Raw genomic sequence first — 23,846 nt, forward strand, 5'->3', positions numbered from 1 at the left:
ATTTTCCGCGATCGCTACGGATTCATCCGAATCAAGTCTGTTAAAATACTATCTAAGCTACCGTTAACTTGAATTCGATCGATCTTCTCTGCAATCCGCTCTAATACTTCCAGTTCCTTCAAACGTAATGCAACCGGGTTATCCTCCATGACTTTGGCAGTGTTTAACATACTGCGAGTAGCAGCAGTTTCTTCTCTACGTCTGACTACGTTGGCTTGAGCGGCTTTTTCTGCCTCGACTACCTTGCTCAAGATAGTCTTAATCTCACCAGGTAAAATAATATCTTTGACACCTACAGAATCTACTTCAATTCCATAGTCTGCGGCTTTCTGGCGAATGTATTCAGAGATACTTCTATCAATTGCACCTTTATCTTCTAATAAGCCATCTAAGTTACGTTCGCCGACTGCACCACGCAAAGCAAACTGTAATTCTTTGTACAAGAAGCCGGAAATATCTGACAACCCATTTTTTGCTCTCAATGGGTCTTGGATGCGGAAGCCAGCAGTTAAATTCAACCGCAGAGGTACTTTATCTTTAGAGAGGATGTCTTGACCGGATACTTCCATATTTTGGAGTCGCAGGTCAATGGTTTCAGTTTGAAAAGAGCGGCCAAATAACCACCAAGCATGTACCCCTGGCGATCGCAGTCCTTGAAATTCTTGATTAATGTATACTAGTCCTACGTGTTGTGCTGGCACTTGGCAAATATGCAAACAGTTGCGACTGAGCAATTTAACTTCTGTTGAACCTTCAACTAATTCAGCCACTAAGTTAGGCTGTAACTGAGCATCTGCGCTGATGTCGAGAATTTCTACTGCAATACCTTGCCAAAATAACTTGCGGCTGGTGGGTGGCAAAATAGAAATCACTTTCCCTCTATATCGCACAATTGCAACTTGCGAAGTCTGTAATTGCACGGTTTCACAGTAAGCAGCAATAAAGTCGGGATGTTTTTCAATGAGTACATCTTCTAGGGGAAAGTCTGGATTAGGGATAATCCGGCTGAGAATTCGGACTGTAACATCTCTATCTACCGACCAAAAAGCATACTCTCCTGGTTCTAGAGGTCGCACAAAATTGTTTTGCAGATATAGTAAACCAATCTCAGACTCCGAGATTTGGAGCTTTTTCAGTCCATTCAACGCAACTGAGCGCAATTGCTGTACAAAGGAAGCAGGCAATTCTAAGCTTTCCTCCAAGTTGAATAGATGAGACTCTACCTCAATAAAACCACGCCAAAAAGCAATCAATTTATTTGGTGCAACGCTTACCCAATTCTGACCATAGCGGACTAACGCAACTTGGTTGAATGCGGTTCTGATAATCAATAAATGTTCTTGTAGTTCGGCTTCATGATTTCGCAACAACAGTTCTAGGTTTTCAATTTGAGCTAATGGCTGATTCAGGTCATAAATTTTTACTTGCCAATGGCGACCAAAATATGTGTGTGTACCGGGCTGCAAAATTTTCTTAAAGTCACTGCGGTGATATAAGATGCCCATTTCGTTAGGTTTGATATAAAACGTTTGCCACATAGTAATTTGCATAAATAATTTGTGTGATAGTTTAAGTAAGCTAGACGATTGCAACTAGCTAAGAAGATTTGATCAACACATTTATAACCTTGCTTGAACTCAAATACCACCTGTATCTCACAGCTTAAGTACTAGAGTAGACAAAATTCATTTTGAGGTTCTTTAGGCTTTACAACCCTTTAAACAAAAGCTAAAAGATTAGTTTTAGCAGTGTGTACTACTATATACTACAAAAAAGTTATTTACTCTGCCAGTGCAGGTTTTTACAGTTCCGGTGCGGACAAAAGCTTCTCCAAAGCTGGATTAAGATTGCTGTTACTTTTCCCAAATTGCTCAATGGCAATCTAAAAAAGATAACCGCGCTCAAATATGCCGTTCGCTTTGCCAATCCAGAATTCCCAAAGGAAAACCAGATGTAGGAAAAGGAAGGAACATACTCAAGTTAGGGAGAGATACAGTTGCGCTAGCTCTTTTACTGTTATAAATACCTGCATGACAGAGTAGGAAAAACAAGAAAAAACAAGAAGTTTTTTTGATTGAGGTTTTTTGAACACCCAATACATTTGTGTAGCCATAAGGCTGCCTTGTCCCTAACAAGGTGCCCGTACCCAGGGCGAGGGTTTTTGGGTGAAAGTATAGGAATCGAACCTATAACCAATCGGCGATACACCGACCGCTCTACCAAATGAGCTAACTTTCATGGTGAAATAGTTGAAAGTATTGAGCGGTATACGCTATTACCAGAGGTTAGCGTACCAGTCGGGTATACAGAACCCAAACTACAGCTTTATGACTTTGTTACTATCCCGGTTCAAATCTAGCACAGGAAAAAAGTTAAAAGAGTGAATTCCATTCGCACTGGCTATTTTTGGCTGAGGTACACCTAAATGAGTCTTTCCTCGCAAAATAAGCAGCTTTAAAAAGGTACTTAATCAGTTTGAGAGTCACCATATTTCTGCTTGATGCGTTCCACGCTTGATTTAAATTCTGCACCTTTGTTCGGGTTAATCATTGCTACATAATTTGCAAACCCGGTAATTGCGGCAATTAAATTAGTTGATTTTCCCCAAGTTTTTCCTGATAAACCTTCTTGTTCAATTTGATATAGAGTTGCACGAAAGGCTTTTAATGTCTTTTTAGATATATTTAATTGTGTATTTACAATAACACCTGTTACTTCTTGCTGCACTGATTTACCGGAAATCTTGGTTTTATCATCATTAACAGTAAAACCGTCACTAGTAATAATAAATTTAGTATTTTTAATTAAATTAGATATTTTTGATGATACATCCTCAGAAGCAGAAAATGTTAAATCGTCAGCGTACCGCGTATAGCAAAACCCAAGATTTTCAGCGATCGCAGTAAGATGACTATCGAGATTACGGCAAACTAGATTAGAAATAGCGGGACTTGCAGGCGAACCTTGAGGTAAATGGCGGTTTTCTGAAGCTGTATAGTTAATTTGTCCATTTATTGCTATTTCAGCAGTTGTACAAATCAACCCGAAAATTGTCGCCGTAGATTCTGAATAACCAAACCCAGAAAATAATTCTTTGACGCGGTTGTAAGAAATTGACTGAAAAAAATTCTTTAAATCAATATTGACTATTACATTTGCACCAACATGGGGTTTAGCATTGGTGACTATCGAACGATTTTTACAAAAGCCGTGCGCTGCATTATGAATTTCTAATTTATCTAAAATATTCTCTAAAATCCACCTTTGAGCAGCTTTCAGTTCCGGCTTTGGTGCAGAAATAATTCTGTCTCCACCTGTCTTTTTTGAGATTTTGAAAGGGAGGTAATGTCTAGTTTGGGATGTACTAGTTGTTAAAAAGTGCAGTTTTTCCAGGCTTATCCCCATCGCCAAGGCTATTTCTTCGGCAGTATTGTATTCAGCTAAACTATGCGATGCCTGCGGCGGGCGTAGCCATCGCAAAAGTGCTAAATTATCAGGTTGCAACTTTTTTAGATTGCTTTCAGTTGCTAATGGGGTAGTGGTTAGATTTTTGCTGTACATAATGCAAAATATTTTTTAACTCTGCAAGTGCAAGTGTTTACAGTTTAGGTGTGGGCAAAAGCTTCTCCAAAGCTGGATTAAGATTGCTGTTACTTTTCTTCGACTGCTCAATAGCAATCTACAAAAAGAGAACCGCGCTCAAATATGCCGTTCGGTTGCTAATCTAGAATCTCGAAGAAAAACTAGATGTAGAAAACGAAGGAACATACTCAAGTTAGGGAGAAATGCAGTTGCGCTTGCTCCTTGACTGTGGCTACCGAACATCACCCTTACGAGTAATGACCGACAGCAGAACACTTACACCGCAGAGTTGAGAAAATGAGGGGGTCTGGAATCTGTTAAGATCCGTACCATATTGGCTACCTTTACAGGGTAGTGTCTTTTAACCCGGACAGGGTTGGGTGAAAGTATAGGAATCGAACCTACAACACATCGATTATGAGTCGATTGCTCTACCAGTGAGCTAACTTCCTGGAGTTTGATACAGGAATCGAACCTGTGACCTTTCGATTATGAGTCGATCGCTCTACCAACTGAGCTAATCAAACGATGGTATAGTTTAAAGCACTCTGCGGCATACGCTTATAACAGAAGTTGGCGCACCAGTTAGGCTTATAGAACCTAAACTATAGCTTTGTAACTTTGTTACTATCCCGCTCCAAATGTAGCACAGGTATTCATTACTAAATCTCCTTTGGTAAACTACATCATTAAAGTTCAATAAACTTTAATCTGCTTGATGTCTGATGTTTATAAGGATATGAGTTAAAACAGCTATGAACTAGCAATAAAAGTAATTATTGAATTATGACTTAAGTAATCTCTAATGTTAGGGTTTTAAGATTTGAATTACAAATGAAGCCTATCTTACCCGTCCCTTGTTTTTTGGGGCAGGCAAGATGCCCGCCCTACAAGTTACCTCCAATACAATGTCTGTGCTGGGTTACGCCTACGCCTCAATTTAATAGATGCTTACGATTTATTCTTGTAACTCAGTCTGGGAAAGCTAGACCAGTCATTGGGTCACGGATATACAACCCTAGTGTGAGACTACGCATCGCTTCATCCCAAACGGGTATTAATTGTTCTGCTTGATCTGCCCAATAATCGAATGTAATTAAGCATTGAACATTCGACCCCAAACCAATGCAAGTCCGCGAAAAAGCTTCCCGTGGTTCTTCTTGAACATCAATAAACTTCATCTCTGTCCAGACAATTCTGGCAGTTTGGCGCTTGATGGTAACAATTTCTCCCCTAGCAATGACGTTGCGACTGTCGTCTTCCAGGACTTTTTTTAATGTAGATTTTAGTGGAAACTGGCTCCAGTCATTGGGTGGCAGACGATTGAAAGATACTTCTAGACAGCAATCATCGTTAGGCGGCTTTTTATCGAGGAATTTGAAAGATTTGTCTTGTGGCTCAAGAATCCAATCCTGGGGAACATTGAAGCGAACAGCGCCTCTATCTGCTACAAATATTTTGTAACCTGATGGAGATTCCCAACGATGGTCAGGTTTTAATTCAAGCGTTTCTTTTATCCACTGAAGATTGCTTTTTTTACGCTTTGCCATAGGGTTTCTGCATTTCCTGCTAAAGAGAGCAATGTGGAATAGCCCATTGTAGACATTGCTCTTTTTGTTAATGTTATCAAATTGCTAGGATTTTGAATAACTCTTATATTAAATTAATAAGATTTTAGGGATTTTATATCAAGGAATCCAAGGTAACTGTAACGTTGTGATTAAAGTTTCAGCTTTTAGTATTAAAATCTTAGCCGCAGTATTCATGGTTATGGATCATGTGTGCTATTTGCTAATGCCTGAGTTCAGAATTTTGCACTTTATTGGACGATTGAGTTTTCCCCTGTTTGCATGGCTTTTGGCTAAAGGTGAAAAACATACCCAAAATGTATACCGCTATGGGAGCAGACTATTAATTACAGCAATTATATCTCAGCCTATCTATAGTGTTGTTTTCCAGAGTTTATCACTTAATATTCTCTACACGCTTGTTCTTGGACTTGTGATGTTACGCTTAGTAAGGCATTATTCACAATTATGGCAGCAATTAATAATTACTGGATTGAGTGCAGCAGTTGCCGAGAGTTTGGGTGTTGAATATGGAGCTTATGGGATTGGAGTAATTTTCTTGATGTCTCTAACTGACAAACTCAAACCTAGGGTATGGTTGCTCTGCTGGTGCATTTTTAACTTTATTTTAGTAACTCTATTTATAGGTAATATATTTCAACATTGGGCAATTCTTGCAGGATTCATTGTTTTTCAATTCAATGGTAAACAAGGCCCACGAGCTAGATGGTTTTATCTGTTCTACCCGGCTCATTTAATTATTTTAGGCATAATAAATTATTTAATACATTCCAGATATAGCAATCCGCTTTAATTTTTGTATCCCTCACGGGAGCGTAACCATAATTATTTGCGTAGGAGGCAAGAGGCAATAGTCAAGAAACCCCTTTGATCTGTACTTAATTTGTTCGTTCAAATATTAAATATATGTCATGTCTCCCTTGGCGCTAGCTTCTCCCATTCGTGAGAAGCTAGCGCCAAGGGAGAAGCAAGTGGCGTTTGAGGAACGAAACTCAACATTTACGGGGCTTTTTTGGGTTGCGCTTGGCTACTACAGTGGTGTAGAGAACGCAGAGAAAATAAAGAGGGATTTTCGCCAATGATTTAGGATTGCTATAGATGCTATAGCAATCTTAAATCATTAATATCTTACTTTAGAGGGAGATACTTTCCTCAAAAAAAATATAAACCTATAAATTTAAAAAATAATAGTATATACATTTAATTCAATGATATTCATTAGATAAATCTTAGTCTTTTGTTAACGTTTACCAGCTATGATGTAAGAGTAGTGAATCATAATAATTTGGATTTAGATATCTAGGGATAATTATGTCATTCAAAAAAAAGCCCTATATTTATCTTCCAAGCTACAAAATGTAGCCGAAAGTAACTATTCAACAGGTAAATCTTTAAGGTAACAAGCATGAATTATACTATCGAGTCTGCACGCAACATTTTCTCTAGCACTCAAGTGGCAGATGCTGTTCCAGCCACTACAGCAATGTTTGCTGAACTCAACATTGATGATCAGTTGGCATTTCTCTGGTATGCCTACGCTGAACTAGGTCGTACAATTACTCCAGCTGCTCCCGGAAAAGCAAATCTCCAATTAATGGAAGGTATATTCAACGAAATTAAGCAGATGTCTCATGAAGAGCAAACGCAATTAATGAGAGATTTAGCGAGTAATGCTGACACTCCTATTAGTCGTTCTTATGCATATTTTGGTGTCAACGCCAAGCTGGGATTTTGGTGGCAATTAGGAGAGTGGATGAAACAGGGTATTGTAGCTCCGATGCCAGTTGGCTATCAAATGTCAACTCAAGTTAAAGCAGTGCTAGAAGCTGTTCAGAAAATCGATCAGAGTCAGCAAATTACTGTACTACGCAATACTGTAGTAAATATGGGGTTCGATCCGTCTCTGGCTGATAAAAAACAAGCACAAATAAACTTTAATTTCCCACGTGCATCTGTAAGTCCCCAATTTACTATTGAGGGAGTTACAGAACCAACAGTGCTGAAATACATTGAAGCTATGAATGCAGATAACTTTGAAGCTGCTGTTGCTTTATTTGCTAATAATGGTGCGCTGCAACCACCTTTTCAAAAACCAATTGTTGGCCGAGAAGCTATCACTTCTTACCTAAGAGATGAGGGACAAGGGTTAGTGATGAAGCCAACTAAAGGCGTTTCGGAAACTATCGAAGATGGTTATACACAGCATAAAATTACTGGTACGGTCGAAACTCCTTGGTTTGGAGGTAATGTTGGGATGAACATTGCTTGGCGATTTTTACTCGATCCTCAAGGTCAAATTTATTTCGTGGCTATTGATTTACTTGCTTCTCCTAAAGAACTGCTTAACCTAACTCGCAAGTAAAATTCCTTTGCCTTAATACCAAAAGCAATTGTAATTGTTTAAGATGATGTTGTAAAAGGGTTTTTTGCTCTCATTGTTAGGAAAGCATTGCATCTTATTACATAGTTAAAACCCTAGTTTGGCGTTGTCTTTAACCTATGCAGAACTGCGATATGTAGGTTGGGTGAAGTGAAACGCAACCCAACATTACCACCAAATTTTATGTTGGGTTACGCTATCGCTGCACCCAACCTACAAAACTATAGTTCTCAAGGTAGACGAGGTTTAAGAACTTTTCAAATATCCTCTAAGCGTCATGACGATCATCAAATAAAATTTCAATCCATGCTCGGTTTTAGGTAAACCGAGCTTTAGTCATGTTTTAGCAATTTCTAGCAGTTGTTGGGATTGCTCCCTTTAGGCACTATGTTTTGCGATCGCACTACCATCACGATAATCATAACTGGTCATGGCAGCCCAAAAATATAGATAAAGTCAAATTTAGTTAGCAAAAGCAGCTTTTACTTATTCAAACCCCAGTTTGCTTTCTGATTTTGGTGTTTTCCGCAAGCAAAAGCAGCTTTTACTTATTCAAACCCCAGTTTGCTTTCTGATTTTGGTGTTTTCCGCAAGCAAAAGCAGCTTTTACTTATTCAAACCCCAGTTTGCTTTCTGATTTTGGTGTTTTCCGCAAGCAAAAGCAGCTTTTACTTATTCAAACCCCAGTTTGCTTTCTGATTTTGGTGTTTTCCGCAAGCAAAAGCAGCTTTTACTTACTCAAACCCCAGTTTGCTTTCTCATTTAAGTAGTTCGCGCAATCTGTTGTAATTATCTCTATGTAACAAAAGCTATTGCAGATTTGCCAGAATTCTCTCAGGCTGATCAGTACGGAAGTTCTTTAAGGTAAAGAATATTAACCGTACTGTATTACAAGGTGTAGATCATGGCTAGGAGAAAAAGAACTTCCGCAGTGTTAGAAAGAGCAGTGCGTCGTGCAGCTAGCATAAATTCAATTGATCCAAGTTTAGATTTAGGCAATGGACTCACTTTACCTGCCTTCTCAACCCTGATCGAAATGATGCGAACTAGAGAAAATGCATATAACAGTGCCCTTTCCAGCTTGGATAAATTGTACCGTGAAATGCTGGAAACAGAAGACAAGTTGGGAGATATGACAGAACACATGTTAATGGCAGTTGGGACTCGGTATGGCAAAAGCAGTGTGGAATACGGTATGGCGGGAGGAGTCCCTAAAAGCCAGCGTCGTAAGGGATTGCGAGGCGAGTCGCTAACTCCTAGTAATGAGCAACCGTCATTTGTTGCCAGTGTGGAAAGCAAGAATGGAAAGACAGCAGCAACAAGTTAGTATGTGTGCTATTACTCAAAATTTGGTCTAGTTTAAATAATTGCGTAAATGCATACTCTTAGGTCGAAGCAAGCTACGCAAAGCCTCTGTCTGCGACACGCTGCGCGAATGTAGAGAAGCAGTTTGTCGTAGACATTGCTCTTTGAAAAAGAGACGTAGCAGTACTACTAAGCGATCGCATTCACAATTACGCTAAATGTACTGAACCTGTATATCCTTATGAATTAATCAGCGTGTCATGTCCTATCTGGGTAAAGCTAGCGCTTAACCCGGTAACTAGACTAAAAAAACTAAACAAAAGTGAGTATGTGGGCATCTTGGGAATTATAGAAGCAAATCAAATTAGCACAACCTCCATCGACAGTACCTTGATGATTTTGCAGCACCGCCTCAAAGCTAAACCAGAACAACCTGAAATTGAGGTGATTAAAGACTACGGCACTATACCTCTAGTAGAATGCTATGCCGGACAACTCAACCAGGTATTTATGAATATTTTAGTAAATGCGGTTGATGCATTAGAAGAAAATAATATTAAGCGTACCTATCAGGAAATTGAGGAAAATCCTAGTCGAATTCAGATTCGCACATCTGTAATTAATTTAACGTGGTTAGAAATAGCGATCGCTGATAACGGAGTCGGTATATCTAAAGAATTTCAGCAACGAATATTCGATCCTTTTTTCACTACCAAACCCATTGGCAAAGGAACTGGAATGGGTATGTCCATCAGCTACCAAATCATCACAGAAAAACATGGCGGCAAACTAGAGTGTTTCTCAACTCCTGGAAAAGGAACCGAGTTTATCATTCAGATTCCTTTCCAGCTAAAGGTTGATGAAGTGGTTTAACACTAATTTGGAATTACCAAGTTACTTAGTGACAATTACGGTAGTCAAGCTTTATAAATATTATGATACATCAGATAGATGCTTGAAGTCAGTAGTTCTATTTATTAAGGAACCTATGCAGATAAATCAGGTAATTGAAACCTACGATCGCGGGGCGGTAGATTATGACGCAATTATGAAGCGTTATTGGCACATTGAACGTGAACCCTTAATTGCTTCTTTGCAGCTTCAGCCAGGACAAACCGTGCTGGATGCTGCGGTAGGAACAGGTCTTAATCTTTCAGCTTATCCGGAAGGGGTAAGTGTTGTGGGTATTGATTTTTCTGAGAAGATGATGGATGAAGCACGTAAAAAGCGCGTATCCGCAGACATCACCTTCAAGGTATCGGATCTCTGCAATCTTGATTTTCCTGATAATAGCTTTGATGCAGCAGCATCGGGATTTACCCTCTGTGTCGTTGAAGATCCAGTTCTTGCTCTTAAAGAAATCCTACGAGTTACTAAACCTGGTGCATTGATTGCCATTCTCGATTACTGCAAATCGCAAGATCCAGAGATTCAAAAATGGCAAGAGTTAATTGCTGATGGTAGTTCACAACTAGGCTTCCCCACTGGCAAAATTAAGTGGGATGCGTTGATGGATTATGACGAATTGATTTACAATAGCAAGCTTCCTATTGAAGTGCTTGTAGACGATCGCATCGAAAATCCAAATCCGTTTTTATGTGGTTGTCAATTACTGCTGAAAAACTTAAAAGGTTAAAAGCAATAGAATCGCAGTCTTGTAATTTTGTTTTGTAGTGAGGACTTTAGTCCTCTCTACGAGACGCTATACGAACAAAATCAGGACTAAAGTCCCGACTACGAACATTTTTAAAGGAAGATTGATTAGCTTGTAACCATATCACAAGTGATTTTGAAACAGTTCTATAACATGTTGCCAAGCATCAGGAGCAGCTTCAGGATTGTAACTTGGGTGTTGTTCCATAAATGGGTACTTGTCTTTGAAAAATCCGGCAAAGAAGCCATGTCCGGCATCGTATCGAAATACACGATTATTTATTTGATGTTTCTTTAATTCTGCCTCAATTTGCTCGGTTTCCGCTTGGGAAATTAATGTATCTCTTGTACCAAAAAAGGCATAAATAGTACCTTGAATTTCCGAGATGCGATTAATAGTTGGAGTCTCTTCGCCATAACTAGACGTGGTAATCCCAGCACCGTAAAACGAAGCTGTTGCTTTGATATCAGGGAAAGTCGCAGCGATGTAAGCAACATGACCACCAAAACAGAAACCAATGACACCGATCGCATCATCTTTGACATTGGGTAAAGTTTTAAGGTAAGTAATGGTAGCTTGAATATCACTTAAAATATCTTGATACTTTACTTTTTGATAGTATTCCAACCCCAACCTATAGCTTTCTGGACTAAACCCAACATCTTCAGCGCTAAAGTCAGCCTCAAAACCAGGAGCAATACGTTGATACATCGCCGGGGCGATTGCTACATAACCTTGTTTAGCGATTAGTTCGGTGATATCTCGAATATTACTATTGATTCCAAAAATTTCTGGAAAAACTATAACCGCTCCAAAAGTTCCATTTTCTGCTGGTTGAGCTAAGTAAGCATCGATTTCCAAGTCATTGTTCGGTACTTTGACTTTTGCAGTATTAATTTCGATGTTTGTTGTTTCTACCATATTTGTTTCGGCTGCTTTTATACCAACTCATGTATTCTGACGTTTTTTGACACCAATGGGCGATGTCTACAATATTTCTCTACTTAATAAGCATCGGGTTAAATCAAATATGCGTTATCCAGAACCTTTGTAGAGACATAACAGTGCTACGTATCTAAATACAGATTAGAAAAATTTCTAACTTTTGAATAGATGTCATCTCAAACTTCTGGAAGATTCCAAGGCTTTTTGATTTGTGCGACCTTACATATAAAGTCAGCATAAACACTCAAAATTAATAACCCCAAGAAAAACAATGCCAGATCAAAGTTTTAGAACAAATATTCCAGAAGTTGACCCAACAGAGATTGAAGATACTCGAACTGCGATCGCTGATGAACATCACTCCTTTCTTGAAAAGGTTATGGTTAAAAGCGGATTTGCGGATTTGTATGATGCAAGAGACTTTACCGAAGTTGTGTTTCGCGTCATGCGCGACTTAATGACCACAGAAGCAAGCGATCGCGTCGAGTCAGAACTGCATACAGAGGCTGTGCCTACAGATGAAAAAGCACTCCAGTTTGAAGTGGCTGAACTCTGGAAAGACACTAACCCCATTGTGAGATTTTTAAGTCGAATCCGTCAACCTTTAAGAGGCCCGGCTCCCATTGGAATTGATTCCAATCTATTTCTGCGGCGGGTTGCTAATGAAGGAGGGATTCCAGGAACAGTTGACGCAGAACAGGCAGTTAAAGCGGTATTTTCTGCTACCAAAGACGAACTTTCCCAAGAGCGGATTCAGGAAATTGCTGGCTGGCTTCCTGACCGTATCCGTGAGCTTTGGGAGCAAGCTTAAATTAGAAAGCTAGAAAAAGTTAAGTCTGTTTGCGAGTAGCGATCGCAAACAGACTTTTTCAATAGGTTTAGCCTACAGCAAACTCTGTATACTGCCATGAGGTGCATGATATGCGATCGCAATATCTTGCTTAAGCACTCCCTCGCTCATAACCAATTCTGTGACAAAATAATATTTGACAGATGAACTTGGTGAATTTAGAATAGGGATGCGATCGCAGTTAGCAATACAGAGTTAACTTCTGCTTCTCAACTCCTCAACCAACTCTTGCACCATACTAGTCAAACTGGGATAGTTTGGCTCTCTTTCAACCACTTCTTCAGGAATATCGTTGCAATAAATTGGAGCAGTTTGACATTTTTCCTGCGTTCCCACAAAAAAATATCCACCATCCTCGACCATGAAAAGGGAAAACAAATGAAAAGAACCTTTCCAATCTTGAGCAATACTAATTGCTTCTTCCAATGAGAAGAATGTGGCAAGATCCCAAGCATCGGGATGAGGAAGAAAAGGATTTACACCACCGTTTTTCCATTGATAAAGTTCATAAATTTCTTCTGGTAAATAAAAAGGAAGTTCTTTAGCTTTTGCCTCAATTGCATCACGGCTTAATCCTCGGTTCATTGCAGCAGGATGATTTGACATATATTGCTGTACCCAATCACCAACAAACTCAAGAGCTTCAGTTAAAGCAGACATATATTTTTATGTATATTAACTGTATTTATAGTTCTCCAGCGTAATTACCGAGAAATACCAATTGATTTATCATCTCTTCGGCTGACTTAGCTGCCATCAGCTTGAGTACTCTTCGCATTTGTTCACCAATCGAGTAATCCTGCGATGAAATTATAATCCCTGCATGACTTCTTTTCTCTTGTATGTGGATGCTGTGTAACTGACAAAAATCACCAACATTGAATGTATAAAACTCTTTGCAGTTCAGTTGCTAAAGTCAGTTGTTCCTTATCGCTAGAACTAATCGTTTCAACTTCACCAACACTTGTAACGTCCACTCCCCTTGCTCTCAATGCTTTGATAAATCGCTGATCCATTGAGTCTTCATCAATAAATAATCGAATTAGACTCATATTGCTTGCCCCATTTCTGTAGCTAATCGCTTGTAATCTGCTCTTTCAGCAAAAATATATGCCTCAATTTCCTCTCGATTAGCGTGATAATAAGTTAGAGCAGCATAGACTTGTGTAAGATTTACATTTCCCATGCGTTCAGCAATTTCTTCTGCATTCAGCCCAAGTTTATACCAAGCTGTAATGCGTTGAACAGAAACTCTAGTACCAGCAATGCGAGGACGACCCCCTAGAGTTTCAGGTGACTTAACAATCAGTGTTCCAATATCAGTAGCCGACATAAATATCTTAATGGGTTTATTTGGATGATTTTTCACCCATAAATCATAGCAAATTCTCTAAATTTGGTATGATTTATCAGTAAATTTAACTTTGTTTATAAACCATTTCCATTTTCAACTTCTCAATCTCCAATCTCAACTTGTCATTCTCCATCCTCAACTTTGCATTCTCCTCCCTAATCAACTCAACTTCATTCCTCTTACTCAAAGCCTGATTAATCGCTAACTTCCGCATATCTAGCGAGAACCAACGCTGATAAGTTTGCGTGTGAACTTGCACACTATGCCCCAAATTATCCGCCGCCGCTTTAATTGGAATTCCCAAAATATGCGCCCGAATTGCCCAAGCGTGGCGTAAATCATAAGGTTTAAAGTCCAATCCTATCTTGCGAAACCACCAACTAACTCGCTGTGTTAACGCCGTTATCTCAGCATGATTAGTGTTATCTTTTTTAGCGATCGCACTTCTCAACATCTCTAAATATTTTGGATTTCTCAAATCAAAATCCTCAATCCATTGTCTATGTAATGGCAATGCTTGTCTCTCACCAGTCTTAGAATCCTTATGAACTTTCCATGTCAAATCTACATTTTCTTGACTCAACCACCAATCAATATCAGGATTAATAAAAAGTTCTCGTGGACGCAAACCAAAAACTGCTAACATTCCATACGTCCAGCGCCAAAGTTGCCAGCTATCTTGAAGATTTTGATTAACTTGATTACCTCTATTATTTAGGTAATCTTCAAACTTGAGAATTCCATCATATATTTCCGCATCTGTAGGTATATTGCGGGAATTATTCTCCGGCATTTTGGAATATTTAGATAAATCGATGTCGATTTTAAATGTCATGCAAAATGCTGCGATCGCCCTAGCTGCATTATACTTAGACCATTCCTTATCGATTTGTTCAATTGAACTGATCAGATTTTCAGCAGTTGCCAAATCTTTAGGATTCGTAAATCTCTTTGTTCGGGAAAAGTAATAAAAAAAAGTATGCTCGCTTTTAGTAGTTCGTTTATGAGTTTTAAAATACTCATTCTCAAATTCCTCAAGTAATTCTTCTATAGTCTTAAATTCTTTTTTAATTGCCTCATTACCTAAATATTTATCATTCCATTCAAACGTTTTACGAGCGATTAACTTCCCTAATTCATAGGCTTCTTCCTCAGCCGTTTTGAGTCCATCTAAGTTAGAGGGAATATTTAAACTGAGATTGTATTGCTTTCTCCCAGTACCATTACTATCTTTGTCTCCAGGTTTAATTGGTAACGTCGCCCGTAATTGCAGACTTCCATTCGATTCTCTAATTGTCACCTTTGCCTTTGCAGACTTCAAACGCAGATTAACTTTCTCTAATTCTAGTAGTACTTTCGTTCTCATGTGTTCTTTTTGCTGCTGTGCTTGCAGACTTGAGCCAAGAAAACTGCCATCGGTAGATGAAACAGGCTCTAAGTCTGCAAAAGCTTGTTGATACTTGTCTTGACCCTGATTATGCATCGCTGTGTTTTTAGCCTATATTTAGCCTAAAAATAAATGTGTTATCAGCGAACAATGTTTAGAATAGACACTGTTTACTGCAAACATTAGGCTATTTAAAAGAATTAAACCACAAAAAGGATTACTCCGGCCCTTATCACGGTTATGACGGCTTTGCCATCTTCGCACGTGACATGGACTTAGCACTCAACAGCCCAACCTGGGGATTAATTGGCGCTCCTTGGAATGAAAAAGCTCAGGCTAAGAAGGCTGAAGCTAAGGCTAAGGCTGCCGTTTAGGGAAATGGGAGAGAGAGATAAGTAAGGATAACCTGGGGCTAAAACCCCAGGGGGAGTTGGGAATCCAAAATTCAAAATTGAAAGATTAAAAATTTATTTTGATTTTTGCATTTTGAATTTTGAATCATATTCCCACTCCCTACTCCCCACTCCCGCCTCAATCAGTAAAAGAATTCAGTAACCTTGGAGTCCAGAAGAAATGCCTCAGAATCCAGAAAAAATTCAAGATCACGTCGAGTTATTCCACCAACCTGAGTACCAACAGCTATTTGAAAACAAAAAGCAGTTTGAAAATGGTCACGATCCCGAAGAAGTAAAACGGGTTTCAGAGTGGACAAAGGGTTGGGATTATCGTGAAAAGAACTTCGCTCGTGAAGCTTTAACCGTTAACCCTGCTAAAGGCTGTCAACCACTAGGAGCAATTTTTGCTGCTGTTGGTTTTGAAGGTACTCTACCTTTCGTTCAAGGTTCTCAAGGTTGCGTTGCTTACTTCCGCACCCACTTAACCCGTCACTACAAAGAACCATTCTCTGGTGTATCTTCTTCAATGACTGAAGATGCAGCCGTGTTTGGTGGTCTGCAAAACATGATTGACGGGTTGGCGAACTCTTACCAACTGTACAAGCCTAAGATGATTGCTGTCTGCACCACCTGTATGGCAGAAGTAATTGGTGATGACTTACAAGCCTTCATCAACAACTCTAAGCAAGCTGGTTCAGTTCCTCAAGATTTCCCAGTACCTTACGCTCACACCCCTAGCTTTGTCGGTTCCCACATCACTGGTTACGACAACATGATGAAGGGAATTCTTTCTAACTTGACCGCAGGTCATAAGAAAGAAACCAGCAATGGTAAAATCAACTTCATTCCAGGTTTTGACACCTATGTAGGCAACAACCGCGAAATCAAGCGGATTGCTTCTTTGTTCGGCTTTGACTACACAATTCTAGCCGACAACAGCGACTACTTGGATTCACCCAACACAGGTGAATTCGATATGTACCCAGGTGGAACAAAGCTAGAAGATGCAGCAGATTCAATCAATGCGAAAGCTACGATCGCACTGCAAGCACACTCTACCCCCAAAACCCGCGAGTACATCGAAAAAGAATGGAAGCAACCAACCTCAGTTTCCCGTCCTTGGGGCATTAAGGGTACTGATGAGTTCTTGATGAAACTCAGCGAATTGAGCGGTATCCCCATTCCTGAAGAATTGGAAATCGAACGTGGTCGTGCAGTTGATGCCATGACTGACTCCCATTCATGGATTCACGGCAAGCGCTTCGCTATCTACGGCGAACCAGATTTAGTATACAGCGTAGTTGGCTTTATGCTAGAAATGGGTGCTGAACCTGTGCATGTCTTGGTTCACAACAGCAACGAAGTATTTGAAGCAGAAATGAAAGAACTGCTTGCTTCTAGCCCCTTCGGTCAACATGCAACTGTTTGGCCTGGTAAGGACTTGTGGCACATGCGTTCACTGTTGTTCACCGAACCAGTAGACTTCTTAGTTGGTAACACATACGGTAAGTACCTGTGGCGCGACACCAAGATTCCCCTCGTGAGAATCGGCTACCCCATCATGGATCGCCACCACCTACACCGCTATGCCACCATTGGTTATCAAGGCGTGATCAACCTCCTCAACTGGACTGTAAACACCCTGTTTGAAGAAATCGATCGCAACACCAACATTCCTTCTAAGACAGATATTTCCTACGACTTGATTCGTTAGAAATTGCGTAGAAACACAACGTGTTAATTAAAGGGTAAAGAAGGGGAGTAGGGAATAGGGAATAGGGAATAGGGAAATATCCAAACCCAATGCCCAATCCCCAATTCCCATCCCCAACTCCCCTTTTTCTTGATAGCATTTACCCAAGGAATTGATCAATGGAAACCATCAATCATACTCACGAACATACTCACACTCATCCTCATCCTAATTACCATCCACCTAACCAGAAAAAACGAGGGTGGTTCAACAATCTTCTTAATCCGTTGCGGCGTGTGGTGGATGAAATTCAGGTTAAAAATAATCGCTTCGCTCATCTAATTTGCCAAACAATTCCTTGTTGTTGTCCCTTTGAGCGACAAATTAAATTATTTGGGAAGTCTATTGATATTCCACCACTATGTAAACTCAATCCTTTATATGACGAATTTGTAGGATTGCGTTTCCGCGCTCTATCTTACCTCGCTGATGTCTGTGGAGAGGATGTCACAAGATACATTTGTTAGTCATTGGTCATTGGTCATTAGTCATTAGTTATTAGTCATTAGTTGTTAGTTATTCAAAGGACAAATGACAAATGACAAAGGACAATTAACAATTAAGAGAAGAGAGATGAAAAGCACCCAAGGTAAAATCAACGAGCTGCTGACTGAGACAGGATGCGAACATAATCAGCACAAACAAGCGGAAAAGAAAAACAAATCATGCGCTCAACAGGCACAACCTGGCGCGGCTCAAGGGGGCTGTGCCTTTGATGGTGCAATGATTGCTCTAGTGCCGATCGCAGATGCAGCGCATCTAGTCCACGGGCCGATCGCCTGTGCTGGTAATTCCTGGGGCAGTCGTGGTAGTCTGTCGTCTGGCCCTCAACTCTACAAAATGGGCTTTACGACTGACTTGGGTGAAAATGATGTCATCTTCGGCGGCGAAAAGAAGCTTTACAAAGCGATTCTGGAACTTCACGAGCGCTACCAACCAGCAGCAGTATTCGTCTATGCCACTTGCGTTACAGCCCTAATTGGCGATGATATCGATGCTGTCTGCAAAGCTGCGGCTGAGAAAATTGGTACTCCTGTTGTTCCCGTCATTGCTCCAGGATTCATTGGCAGTAAAAATTTGGGCAACCGTTTTGGCGGTGAATCTTTATTAGAATATGTTGTCGGAACAGCAGAACCGGAACATACAACGCCCTATGATATTAACTTAATCGGTGAATACAACATCGCCGGTGAAATGTGGGGAGTAACACCACTGCTAGAAAAATTAGGCATCCGTATTTTGTCTAAAATTACGGGCGATGCTCGCTACAATGAAATTCGCTACGCCCACCGCGCCAAGCTCAACGTCATGATCTGCTCACGAGCGTTGCTGAATATGGCGAGAAAGATGGAGGAGCGTTACAACATCCCCTACATTGAAGAGTCTTTCTACGGCATCGATGATATGAATCGCTGTCTGCGAAACATCGCCGCTAAATTAGGCGACGCTGATTTACAGGAGCGGACAGAAAAACTAATTGCAGAAGAAACGGCTGCTTTAGATTTGGCATTAGCTCCTTATCGCGCTCGACTCAAAGGTAAGCGGGTTGTCTTATATACTGGTGGTGTTAAGAGTTGGTCGATTATTTCGGCTGCTAGAGACTTAGGCATTGAAGTTGTTGCTACCAGTACTCGCAAAAGTACTGAAGAAGATAAAGCCAAAATCAAGAAGTTGATTGGCAACGATGGCATCATGCTAGAGAAAGGCAACGCTCAAGAATTGCTACAACTGGTTAAAGACACTCGCGCAGATATGCTGATTGCTGGTGGACGTAACCAATACACAGCTTTGAAAGCTCGAATTCCTTTCCTTGATATCAACCAAGAACGCCACCATCCTTATGCAGGTTATGTGGGAATGATTGAGATGGCGCGGGAACTGTACGAAGCTTTGTATAGCCCGATTTGGGAACAAATACGCAAACCCGCTCCTTGGGAAGAAGAGGAGGAAGTTTAAATGGCGATCGCAACGTTCCTAGATCCTTTGGTGACAACACCAAATTCTCATCTTTTTCTCTCTGTGCCCTCTGCGTACTCTGTGGTTCAAAAAAATCATTTTTCAACCGCAGAGGCGCAGAGAACGCAGAGTAAAGAGCTTGCAAATGAGGAGGTAGTTTAAATGGCGATCGTTACCGCTTCTAACAAAGCACTGACAGTTAATCCCCTCAAGCAAAGTCAAGCTTTGGGCGCAACCTTAGCCTTTTTGGGATTGAAAGGGACAATGCCTTTATTCCACGGTTCTCAAGGTTGTACTGCTTTCGCTAAAGTTGTCCTGGTGCGGCATTTCCGGGAAGCGATTCCCCTAGCTACCACCGCGATGACGGAAGTCACTACCATTTTGGGTGGTGAAGAGAATGTGGAGCAAGCAATTCTGACTCTGGTGGAAAAGGCTAACCCGGAAATTATTGGTTTATGTACCACTGGGTTGACGGAAACTAGAGGCGATGACATCGAAGGTTTTCTTAAGGAAATCCGCGATCGCCATCCCGAATTGAATGATTTAGCGATCGTTTTTGCACCTACCCCAGATTTTAAAGGTGCGTTGCAAGATGGTTTTGCCGTTGCTGTCGAAAGCATAGTTAAGGAAATTCCTCGCGCGGGTGGACTCAGAACTGAACAAGTCACAATTTTGGCGGGTTCTGCTTTCACACCTGGGGATGTACAGGAAATCAAAGAGATAGTTACGTCCTTTGGACTAGTGCCGATCTTTGTACCTGACCTTGGCGCTTCTCTAGATGGACATTTAGAGGATAATTATAGTGCGGTTACAGTCAGTGGAACTACCTTAAAACAGCTACGAGAAGTTGGTAGTTCTGCCTTTACCCTGGCATTGGGTGAAAGTATGCGGGGGGCTGCAAAGATTCTCGAAGAACGCTTTGGCACGCCTTATGAGGTGTTTGGCGAACTGACGGGATTAGAACCGATAGATGAATTTATCCAAGCATTGGCGATTCTGAGCGGTAATAGCGTACCCGAAAAATACCGCCGCCAACGTCGTCAGTTGCAAGATGCGATGCTGGACACCCACTTTTACTTCGGTGCAAAACGAGTTTCCTTAGCACTAGAACCAGACTTGTTGTGGTCAACCGTGCATTTCCTGCAATCGATGGGAGCGCAAATTCATGCAGTGGTGACAACCACGCGATCGCACCTCTTAGAAAAACTCCCAGTTAAAAGTATCACCATCGGCGACTTAGAAGACTTTGAGAGTCTAGCGGGCGGTTCTGATTTGCTAATTGGTAACTCGAATGTTGGTGCGATCGCAAAACGGCTCTCAATTCCTCTTTATCGTCTAGGATTGCCCATTTATGACCGTTTAGGTAATGGTCAATTTACTAAAGTTGGCTATCGAGGCACGATGGAGCTTTTATTTGGCATCGGCAACCTGTTTTTAGAGGCAGAAGAAGCGAGAGTTAAGCAGTTCCAAGAGTTTGGAATTGTGAGCGCTGAGTTTTGAATTCTTCTCCAAGAATTCAGGAGTCAGAATCCAGAATACTTTCTTTCTTTTCATCTCCTCTTCCTTCTTTCTTCTTTGTGTCCTTTGCGCCCTTTGCGGTTCGTTTCTCATATAATTTGGCGCATCACCAAACAGAATATGCAGATTTAATTCTGCCACTCCAACTCTAATTACTCCTGAACTCTGACTCCTGAATTCCTTCTTTCCAATTCAAAATTCAAAACTTTAGAGAGGAGAATTACAATGAAAATAGCCTTCACAACGAGCGACCGAGTTCATATTAACGCCCACTTCGGATGGGCAAAAATGATTGATGTTTACGAAATTACCGATGAGGGATATCACTTCGTAGAAACCCTCAATTTTGAAGGCGAACTCAAAGAAGATGGGAATGAAGACAAAATCAACCCAAAACTTCAGGCAATAGGCGACTGTACGATTGTTTATGTAACAGCAATTGGTGGTAGTGCCGCCGCTCGGTTAATCAAGAAAGGTGTCACCCCAGTGAAGGCGCGATCGGAAGAAGAAGAAATTAGTGAAGTGCTAAATAAGCTAGTCAAAACCCTCAAAGGTAATCCTCCACCTTGGTTGCGTAAAGCTTTACAGCCAAAAACCACAAACTTTGCTGATGAAATTGAAGACGAAGCAACAGTATGACCGCAAATAATAGTGTGAACGGAACCGCTACAACTGAAGTCTTGAACTCACCTTTTCTTAAGGTATTAATCAAACAAATCCGTGGTCAAGACAGCTATGGAGTTTATCGTACTTGGTCGGATGAGTTGATTCTCAAACCCTTTATTGTCACCAAACAAAAGAAACGGGAAATCTCCGTTGAGGGCGAAGTTGATGCGGTAACTCAAGCCCGGATTATGGCATTTTTTCGAGCTGTAGCGGCTGGAATTGAACAAGAAACAGGTTTGATATCCCAGGTTGTAGTTGATTTGAGCCATGAAGGATTTGGCTGGGCGCTAGTTTTTTCCGGTCGTCTTTTGCTAACTGTGAAAACCCTGCGAGATGCTCATCGCTTTGGCTTTGACTCGTTAGAGAAATTGGCAGAAGAGGGAGAAAACTACGTCAAAAAAGGTCTTGATTTGGCGAAACGCTTTCCTGAAGTTGGCAAAATTTAATTAGTCATTGGTCATTGGTCATTGGTCATTAGTAAAAGACACATGACTAATGACAACAGACGAGGGACAAAGGACAAATGACAAATGACAATTGAGGAAATACAAGCAAAAATCAGACGGCTGAACAGCAAAGCAGGTCAAATGAAGATGGATCTGCATGATTTAGCTGAAGGTCTGCCAACAGATTACAAACAACTTATGGATGTTGCCGCCGCAACTTATGAAATCTATCGCCAGTTAGATGAACTTAAGCAACATCTGAAACAATTGGAGAATGCTAAATGACTGGAACTATTGATGAATTCAAGAAGCTCGTAGATGCAGAAGAATTTTTTCAATTCTTTAATATGTCCTACGACTTAGAAGTTGTGAATGTACATCGTCTACATATTCTGAAAAAGTTTTCTCAACACATGCAGGAAATTGATGATAATTCTCCTGACTTGAGTCAAGAAGAGAAATTAAATCAATATTCTTTGGCTTTGCAAAAAGCTTATCAGCTATTTATCGAATCGACAGCTTATGAACAAAAGCTGTTCAAAGTGTTTAACGACAAGCCGAAAAATGTAGTCACACTGACAGAAATCACTTCTGATTAGGAGGTATAAATTGGTTAACCTAACGCCTACCGAATTAGAACGCTATCGTCGCCAAATGATGCTTCCGAATTTTGGCGAAACAGCACAGAAACGCCTGAAGTCAGCGACAGTTTTGGTTACAGGTGTGGGGGGATTAGGCGGTACGGCGGCGCTTTACTTAGCAGTAGCGGGCGTTGGGCGGCTAATCCTAGTCCGGGGTGGTGACTTGCGGCTAGATGATATGAATCGTCAGGTTCTTATGACTGATGATTGGGTAGGTAAGCCAAGGGTATTCAAAGCTAAAGAAACTCTGGATGCGATTAATCCTGATGTCCAAGTGGAAATTGTTCATGATTACATCACCCCGGAAAATGTAGATTCGTTAGTGCAGTCGGCTGATATGGCTCTTGATTGCGCCCACAATTTTACAGAGCGCAATTTGTTAAATGAAGCCTGTGTGCGATCGCGTAAGCCAATGGTGGAAGCTGCAATGAATGGGATGGAGGCTTACCTGACAACGATTATTCCTGGTGTGACTCCTTGTTTGTCTTGTCTGTTTCCAGAAAAGCCTGAGTGGGATCAGCGCGGCTTTTCAGTTCTAGGCGCTGTTTCTGGAACACTAGCTTGTTTAACCGCTTTGGAAGCTATCAAGTTGATCACCGGGTTTAGTCAGCCTCTATTATCGCAATTGCTGACAATCGACCTAAATCGGATGGAATTTGCTAAACGCCGTTCTCACCGCGATCGCTCTTGTCCAGTATGCGGCAATAGTGCGCCTTGGAGACACGCGCAATCCAATTCGATGGAACCCACAGCCACAGGTATTGCACAAAATACTTAATTTGTCATTAGTCATTAGTCATTGGTCATTAGTGAATAACAAAGGACAAAGGACAAAGGACAACTGACAAATGACAACCTACACCTGAAATCAGAACAACTAATCGCTACAAATCAGGAGACTTAATGGCCGTTATCTTATCAGAAAAAGCAGAATTCCATCTGCGAGCATTCCTCAAAGGTTCAGCACCCGACGCTGATGGCGCAACTAAAGGTGTCCGCATCTCGGTAAAAGATGGTGGTTGCAGTGGCTATGAATATGCGATCGATATCACCAGCAAACCTCAACCAGATGATTTGGTAAGTCACCAAGGCAAAGTGGTAGTTTACGTTGATGCCAAAAGTGCGCCGTTATTAGACGGAGTTATCGTTGACTTCGTTGAGGGAGTGATGGAAAGCGGTTTTAAATTCATCAACCCCAATGCAACTGATACCTGCGGTTGTGGAAAGTCCTTCAAAACAGACGATGGTACGCCTACTGGTGTACCTTGCAGCTAACATCATTCCGTTAGCGCCAAGTTTGATTGTAGAGGCTTTCATCATAGATGCGGTAAGCGTTCGCGGAGCGTCTCGTACAGAAGCCATGCCGCAGGCTTATCGCCTTGCCTTAAGGTAGCTTCTCGTTCGCATTGCATCCCTTACCTCTAT

Annotated in this window: 24 protein-coding genes and 3 tRNA genes; 16 read left to right on the top strand and 11 right to left on the bottom strand. The window is 40.9% G+C overall.

Going from position 1 to position 23,846, the window contains the following annotated elements; translation table 11 throughout:
• Positions 1–14: 14 nt before the first annotated feature.
• The 6 genes from GJB62_RS03355 to GJB62_RS03380 form a co-directional block, all read right to left on the bottom strand.
• Positions 15–1,538 carry a slipin family protein gene (locus tag GJB62_RS03355; protein ID WP_181852893.1) on the bottom strand — a complete coding sequence of 508 codons (1,524 nt, stop codon included), beginning with the start codon at positions 1,536–1,538 and terminating at the stop codon, positions 15–17.
• A 624-nt stretch (positions 1,539–2,162) separates the two neighbouring features.
• Positions 2,163–2,238: transfer RNA gene (locus GJB62_RS03360), tRNA-Ile, on the bottom strand.
• Between the two features lie 228 nt (positions 2,239–2,466).
• The gene (locus GJB62_RS03365) at positions 2,467–3,561 is read right to left on the bottom strand and encodes a reverse transcriptase family protein (RefSeq protein WP_114083671.1); all 1,095 of its coding nucleotides are present in this window, start codon (positions 3,559–3,561) and stop codon (positions 2,467–2,469) included.
• Between the two features lie 398 nt (positions 3,562–3,959).
• A tRNA-Met gene (locus GJB62_RS03370) sits at positions 3,960–4,034 on the bottom strand.
• Positions 4,034–4,109: transfer RNA gene (locus tag GJB62_RS03375), tRNA-Met, on the bottom strand. Before GJB62_RS03375 ends, GJB62_RS03370 begins: the two co-directional genes overlap by 1 nt.
• A 444-nt stretch (positions 4,110–4,553) precedes the next feature.
• Positions 4,554–5,132: a hypothetical protein gene (locus GJB62_RS03380; protein ID WP_114083670.1), complete on the bottom strand. Its 579-nt coding sequence runs from the start codon at positions 5,130–5,132 to the stop codon at positions 4,554–4,556.
• Between the two features lie 166 nt (positions 5,133–5,298).
• Between GJB62_RS03380 and GJB62_RS03385 the strand changes: the two genes are divergently transcribed.
• The 5 genes from GJB62_RS03385 to GJB62_RS03410 all read left to right on the top strand — a co-directional run bounded on the left by GJB62_RS03385 (position 5,299) and on the right by GJB62_RS03410 (position 10,492).
• Positions 5,299–5,964: a TraX family protein gene (locus GJB62_RS03385; protein WP_114083669.1), complete on the top strand. Its 666-nt coding sequence runs from the start codon at positions 5,299–5,301 to the stop codon at positions 5,962–5,964.
• Between the two features lie 612 nt (positions 5,965–6,576).
• Positions 6,577–7,533, top strand: a complete 957-nt coding sequence (locus GJB62_RS03390) for an orange carotenoid protein N-terminal domain-containing protein (RefSeq protein WP_114083668.1) — start codon at positions 6,577–6,579, stop codon at positions 7,531–7,533.
• A gap of 922 nt (positions 7,534–8,455) precedes the next feature.
• On the top strand, positions 8,456–8,878 hold the full coding sequence (locus GJB62_RS03400; protein WP_114083667.1) for a hypothetical protein: 423 nt from the start codon (positions 8,456–8,458) through the stop codon (positions 8,876–8,878).
• Between the two features lie 233 nt (positions 8,879–9,111).
• Positions 9,112–9,729, top strand: coding sequence for an ATP-binding protein (locus GJB62_RS03405; RefSeq protein WP_245246085.1), 618 nt, complete (start codon positions 9,112–9,114; stop codon positions 9,727–9,729).
• Positions 9,716–10,492 carry a methyltransferase domain-containing protein gene (locus GJB62_RS03410; RefSeq protein ID WP_245246086.1) on the top strand — a complete coding sequence of 259 codons (777 nt, stop codon included), beginning with the start codon at positions 9,716–9,718 and terminating at the stop codon, positions 10,490–10,492. Before GJB62_RS03405 ends, GJB62_RS03410 begins: the two co-directional genes overlap by 14 nt.
• 141 nt (positions 10,493–10,633) lie before the next feature.
• On the opposite strand, the gene GJB62_RS03415 is transcribed toward GJB62_RS03410, so the two are convergent.
• Positions 10,634–11,431: a dienelactone hydrolase family protein gene (locus tag GJB62_RS03415; protein WP_114083666.1), complete on the bottom strand. Its 798-nt coding sequence runs from the start codon at positions 11,429–11,431 to the stop codon at positions 10,634–10,636.
• Positions 11,432–11,726: 295 nt separating this feature from the next.
• Here GJB62_RS03415 and GJB62_RS03420 point away from each other — a divergent pair, with 295 nt between their 5' ends.
• Positions 11,727–12,266 (top strand): DUF2267 domain-containing protein, encoded by a 540-nt coding sequence (locus GJB62_RS03420; RefSeq protein WP_114083665.1) that lies wholly within the window; start codon positions 11,727–11,729, stop codon positions 12,264–12,266.
• Between the two features lie 234 nt (positions 12,267–12,500).
• On the opposite strand, the gene GJB62_RS03425 is transcribed toward GJB62_RS03420, so the two are convergent.
• From GJB62_RS03425 to GJB62_RS03440, 4 genes are all read right to left on the bottom strand, one after another.
• Positions 12,501–12,965 (bottom strand): SMI1/KNR4 family protein, encoded by a 465-nt coding sequence (locus GJB62_RS03425; RefSeq protein ID WP_114083664.1) that lies wholly within the window; start codon positions 12,963–12,965, stop codon positions 12,501–12,503.
• Positions 12,966–13,174: 209 nt separating this feature from the next.
• Positions 13,175–13,357, bottom strand: a complete 183-nt coding sequence (locus GJB62_RS37345; RefSeq protein WP_245246087.1) for a DUF5615 family PIN-like protein — start codon at positions 13,355–13,357, stop codon at positions 13,175–13,177.
• On the bottom strand, positions 13,354–13,638 hold the full coding sequence (locus GJB62_RS03435) for a DUF433 domain-containing protein (protein ID WP_114083663.1): 285 nt from the start codon (positions 13,636–13,638) through the stop codon (positions 13,354–13,356). The genes GJB62_RS37345 and GJB62_RS03435 overlap by 4 nt, the downstream gene beginning before the upstream one ends.
• An 85-nt stretch (positions 13,639–13,723) precedes the next feature.
• The gene (locus tag GJB62_RS03440) at positions 13,724–15,142 is read right to left on the bottom strand and encodes a site-specific integrase (RefSeq protein ID WP_181852888.1); all 1,419 of its coding nucleotides are present in this window, start codon (positions 15,140–15,142) and stop codon (positions 13,724–13,726) included.
• Between the two features lie 477 nt (positions 15,143–15,619).
• Here GJB62_RS03440 and nifK point away from each other — a divergent pair, with 477 nt between their 5' ends.
• The 10 genes from nifK to GJB62_RS03495 all read left to right on the top strand — a co-directional run bounded on the left by nifK (position 15,620) and on the right by GJB62_RS03495 (position 23,696).
• On the top strand, positions 15,620–17,155 hold the full coding sequence (gene nifK / locus GJB62_RS03450; RefSeq protein ID WP_114083661.1) for a nitrogenase molybdenum-iron protein subunit beta: 1,536 nt from the start codon (positions 15,620–15,622) through the stop codon (positions 17,153–17,155).
• 158 nt (positions 17,156–17,313) lie between these two features.
• On the top strand, positions 17,314–17,661 hold the full coding sequence (locus tag GJB62_RS03455; protein ID WP_114083660.1) for a Mo-dependent nitrogenase C-terminal domain-containing protein: 348 nt from the start codon (positions 17,314–17,316) through the stop codon (positions 17,659–17,661).
• 106 nt (positions 17,662–17,767) lie between these two features.
• On the top strand, positions 17,768–19,150 hold the full coding sequence (gene nifE / locus GJB62_RS03460; RefSeq protein WP_114083659.1) for a nitrogenase iron-molybdenum cofactor biosynthesis protein NifE: 1,383 nt from the start codon (positions 17,768–17,770) through the stop codon (positions 19,148–19,150).
• Between the two features lie 162 nt (positions 19,151–19,312).
• Complete coding sequence (nifN, locus tag GJB62_RS03465; protein ID WP_114083658.1) at positions 19,313–20,650, top strand: nitrogenase iron-molybdenum cofactor biosynthesis protein NifN; 1,338 nt, start codon at positions 19,313–19,315, stop codon at positions 20,648–20,650.
• Positions 20,651–20,893: 243 nt separating this feature from the next.
• Positions 20,894–21,307: a nitrogen fixation protein NifX gene (gene nifX / locus GJB62_RS03470; protein WP_114083657.1), complete on the top strand. Its 414-nt coding sequence runs from the start codon at positions 20,894–20,896 to the stop codon at positions 21,305–21,307.
• Entirely contained in the window at positions 21,304–21,780 is a 477-nt protein-coding gene (locus GJB62_RS03475) for a NifX-associated nitrogen fixation protein (protein WP_100900532.1), read from the top strand. Before nifX ends, GJB62_RS03475 begins: the two co-directional genes overlap by 4 nt.
• 84 nt (positions 21,781–21,864) lie before the next feature.
• Entirely contained in the window at positions 21,865–22,065 is a 201-nt protein-coding gene (locus GJB62_RS03480; protein WP_114083656.1) for a CCE_0567 family metalloprotein, read from the top strand.
• Positions 22,062–22,379, top strand: coding sequence for a nitrogenase-stabilizing/protective protein NifW (nifW, locus tag GJB62_RS03485; protein ID WP_114083655.1), 318 nt, complete (start codon positions 22,062–22,064; stop codon positions 22,377–22,379). Before GJB62_RS03480 ends, nifW begins: the two co-directional genes overlap by 4 nt.
• A gap of 10 nt (positions 22,380–22,389) precedes the next feature.
• On the top strand, positions 22,390–23,199 hold the full coding sequence (locus tag GJB62_RS03490; protein WP_114083654.1) for a HesA/MoeB/ThiF family protein: 810 nt from the start codon (positions 22,390–22,392) through the stop codon (positions 23,197–23,199).
• 125 nt (positions 23,200–23,324) lie between these two features.
• The gene (locus tag GJB62_RS03495; RefSeq protein ID WP_012407189.1) at positions 23,325–23,696 is read left to right on the top strand and encodes an iron-sulfur cluster assembly accessory protein; all 372 of its coding nucleotides are present in this window, start codon (positions 23,325–23,327) and stop codon (positions 23,694–23,696) included.
• Positions 23,697–23,846: the final 150 nt, after the last annotated feature.

The sequence above is a fragment of the Nostoc sp. ATCC 53789 genome (assembly GCF_009873495.1).
GTDB classification, from domain to species: Bacteria; Cyanobacteriota; Cyanobacteriia; order Cyanobacteriales; family Nostocaceae; genus Nostoc; species Nostoc muscorum_A.

Coding starts and splice junctions, on each gene's coding strand:
- GJB62_RS03380 (WP_114083670.1), bottom strand. CDS start 5,132: ATGGCAAAGCGTAAAAAAAGCAATCTTCAGTGGATAAAAGAAACGCTT.
- nifX (WP_114083657.1), top strand. CDS start 20,894: ATGAAAATAGCCTTCACAACGAGCGACCGAGTTCATATTAACGCCCAC.
- GJB62_RS37345 (WP_245246087.1), bottom strand. CDS start 13,357: ATGAGTCTAATTCGATTATTTATTGATGAAGACTCAATGGATCAGCGA.
- GJB62_RS03455 (WP_114083660.1), top strand. CDS start 17,314: ATGGAAACCATCAATCATACTCACGAACATACTCACACTCATCCTCAT.
- GJB62_RS03410 (WP_245246086.1), top strand. CDS start 9,716: ATGAAGTGGTTTAACACTAATTTGGAATTACCAAGTTACTTAGTGACA.
- nifW (WP_114083655.1), top strand. CDS start 22,062: ATGACTGGAACTATTGATGAATTCAAGAAGCTCGTAGATGCAGAAGAA.
- GJB62_RS03400 (WP_114083667.1), top strand. CDS start 8,456: ATGGCTAGGAGAAAAAGAACTTCCGCAGTGTTAGAAAGAGCAGTGCGT.
- GJB62_RS03390 (WP_114083668.1), top strand. CDS start 6,577: ATGAATTATACTATCGAGTCTGCACGCAACATTTTCTCTAGCACTCAA.
- nifE (WP_114083659.1), top strand. CDS start 17,768: ATGAAAAGCACCCAAGGTAAAATCAACGAGCTGCTGACTGAGACAGGA.
- GJB62_RS03355 (WP_181852893.1), bottom strand. CDS start 1,538: ATGTGGCAAACGTTTTATATCAAACCTAACGAAATGGGCATCTTATAT.
- GJB62_RS03435 (WP_114083663.1), bottom strand. CDS start 13,638: ATGTCGGCTACTGATATTGGAACACTGATTGTTAAGTCACCTGAAACT.
- GJB62_RS03495 (WP_012407189.1), top strand. CDS start 23,325: ATGGCCGTTATCTTATCAGAAAAAGCAGAATTCCATCTGCGAGCATTC.
- GJB62_RS03475 (WP_100900532.1), top strand. CDS start 21,304: ATGACCGCAAATAATAGTGTGAACGGAACCGCTACAACTGAAGTCTTG.
- GJB62_RS03420 (WP_114083665.1), top strand. CDS start 11,727: ATGCCAGATCAAAGTTTTAGAACAAATATTCCAGAAGTTGACCCAACA.
- GJB62_RS03365 (WP_114083671.1), bottom strand. CDS start 3,561: ATGTACAGCAAAAATCTAACCACTACCCCATTAGCAACTGAAAGCAAT.
- GJB62_RS03415 (WP_114083666.1), bottom strand. CDS start 11,431: ATGGTAGAAACAACAAACATCGAAATTAATACTGCAAAAGTCAAAGTA.
- GJB62_RS03480 (WP_114083656.1), top strand. CDS start 21,865: ATGACAATTGAGGAAATACAAGCAAAAATCAGACGGCTGAACAGCAAA.
- GJB62_RS03440 (WP_181852888.1), bottom strand. CDS start 15,142: ATGCATAATCAGGGTCAAGACAAGTATCAACAAGCTTTTGCAGACTTA.
- nifK (WP_114083661.1), top strand. CDS start 15,620: ATGCCTCAGAATCCAGAAAAAATTCAAGATCACGTCGAGTTATTCCAC.
- GJB62_RS03425 (WP_114083664.1), bottom strand. CDS start 12,965: ATGTCTGCTTTAACTGAAGCTCTTGAGTTTGTTGGTGATTGGGTACAG.
- nifN (WP_114083658.1), top strand. CDS start 19,313: ATGGCGATCGTTACCGCTTCTAACAAAGCACTGACAGTTAATCCCCTC.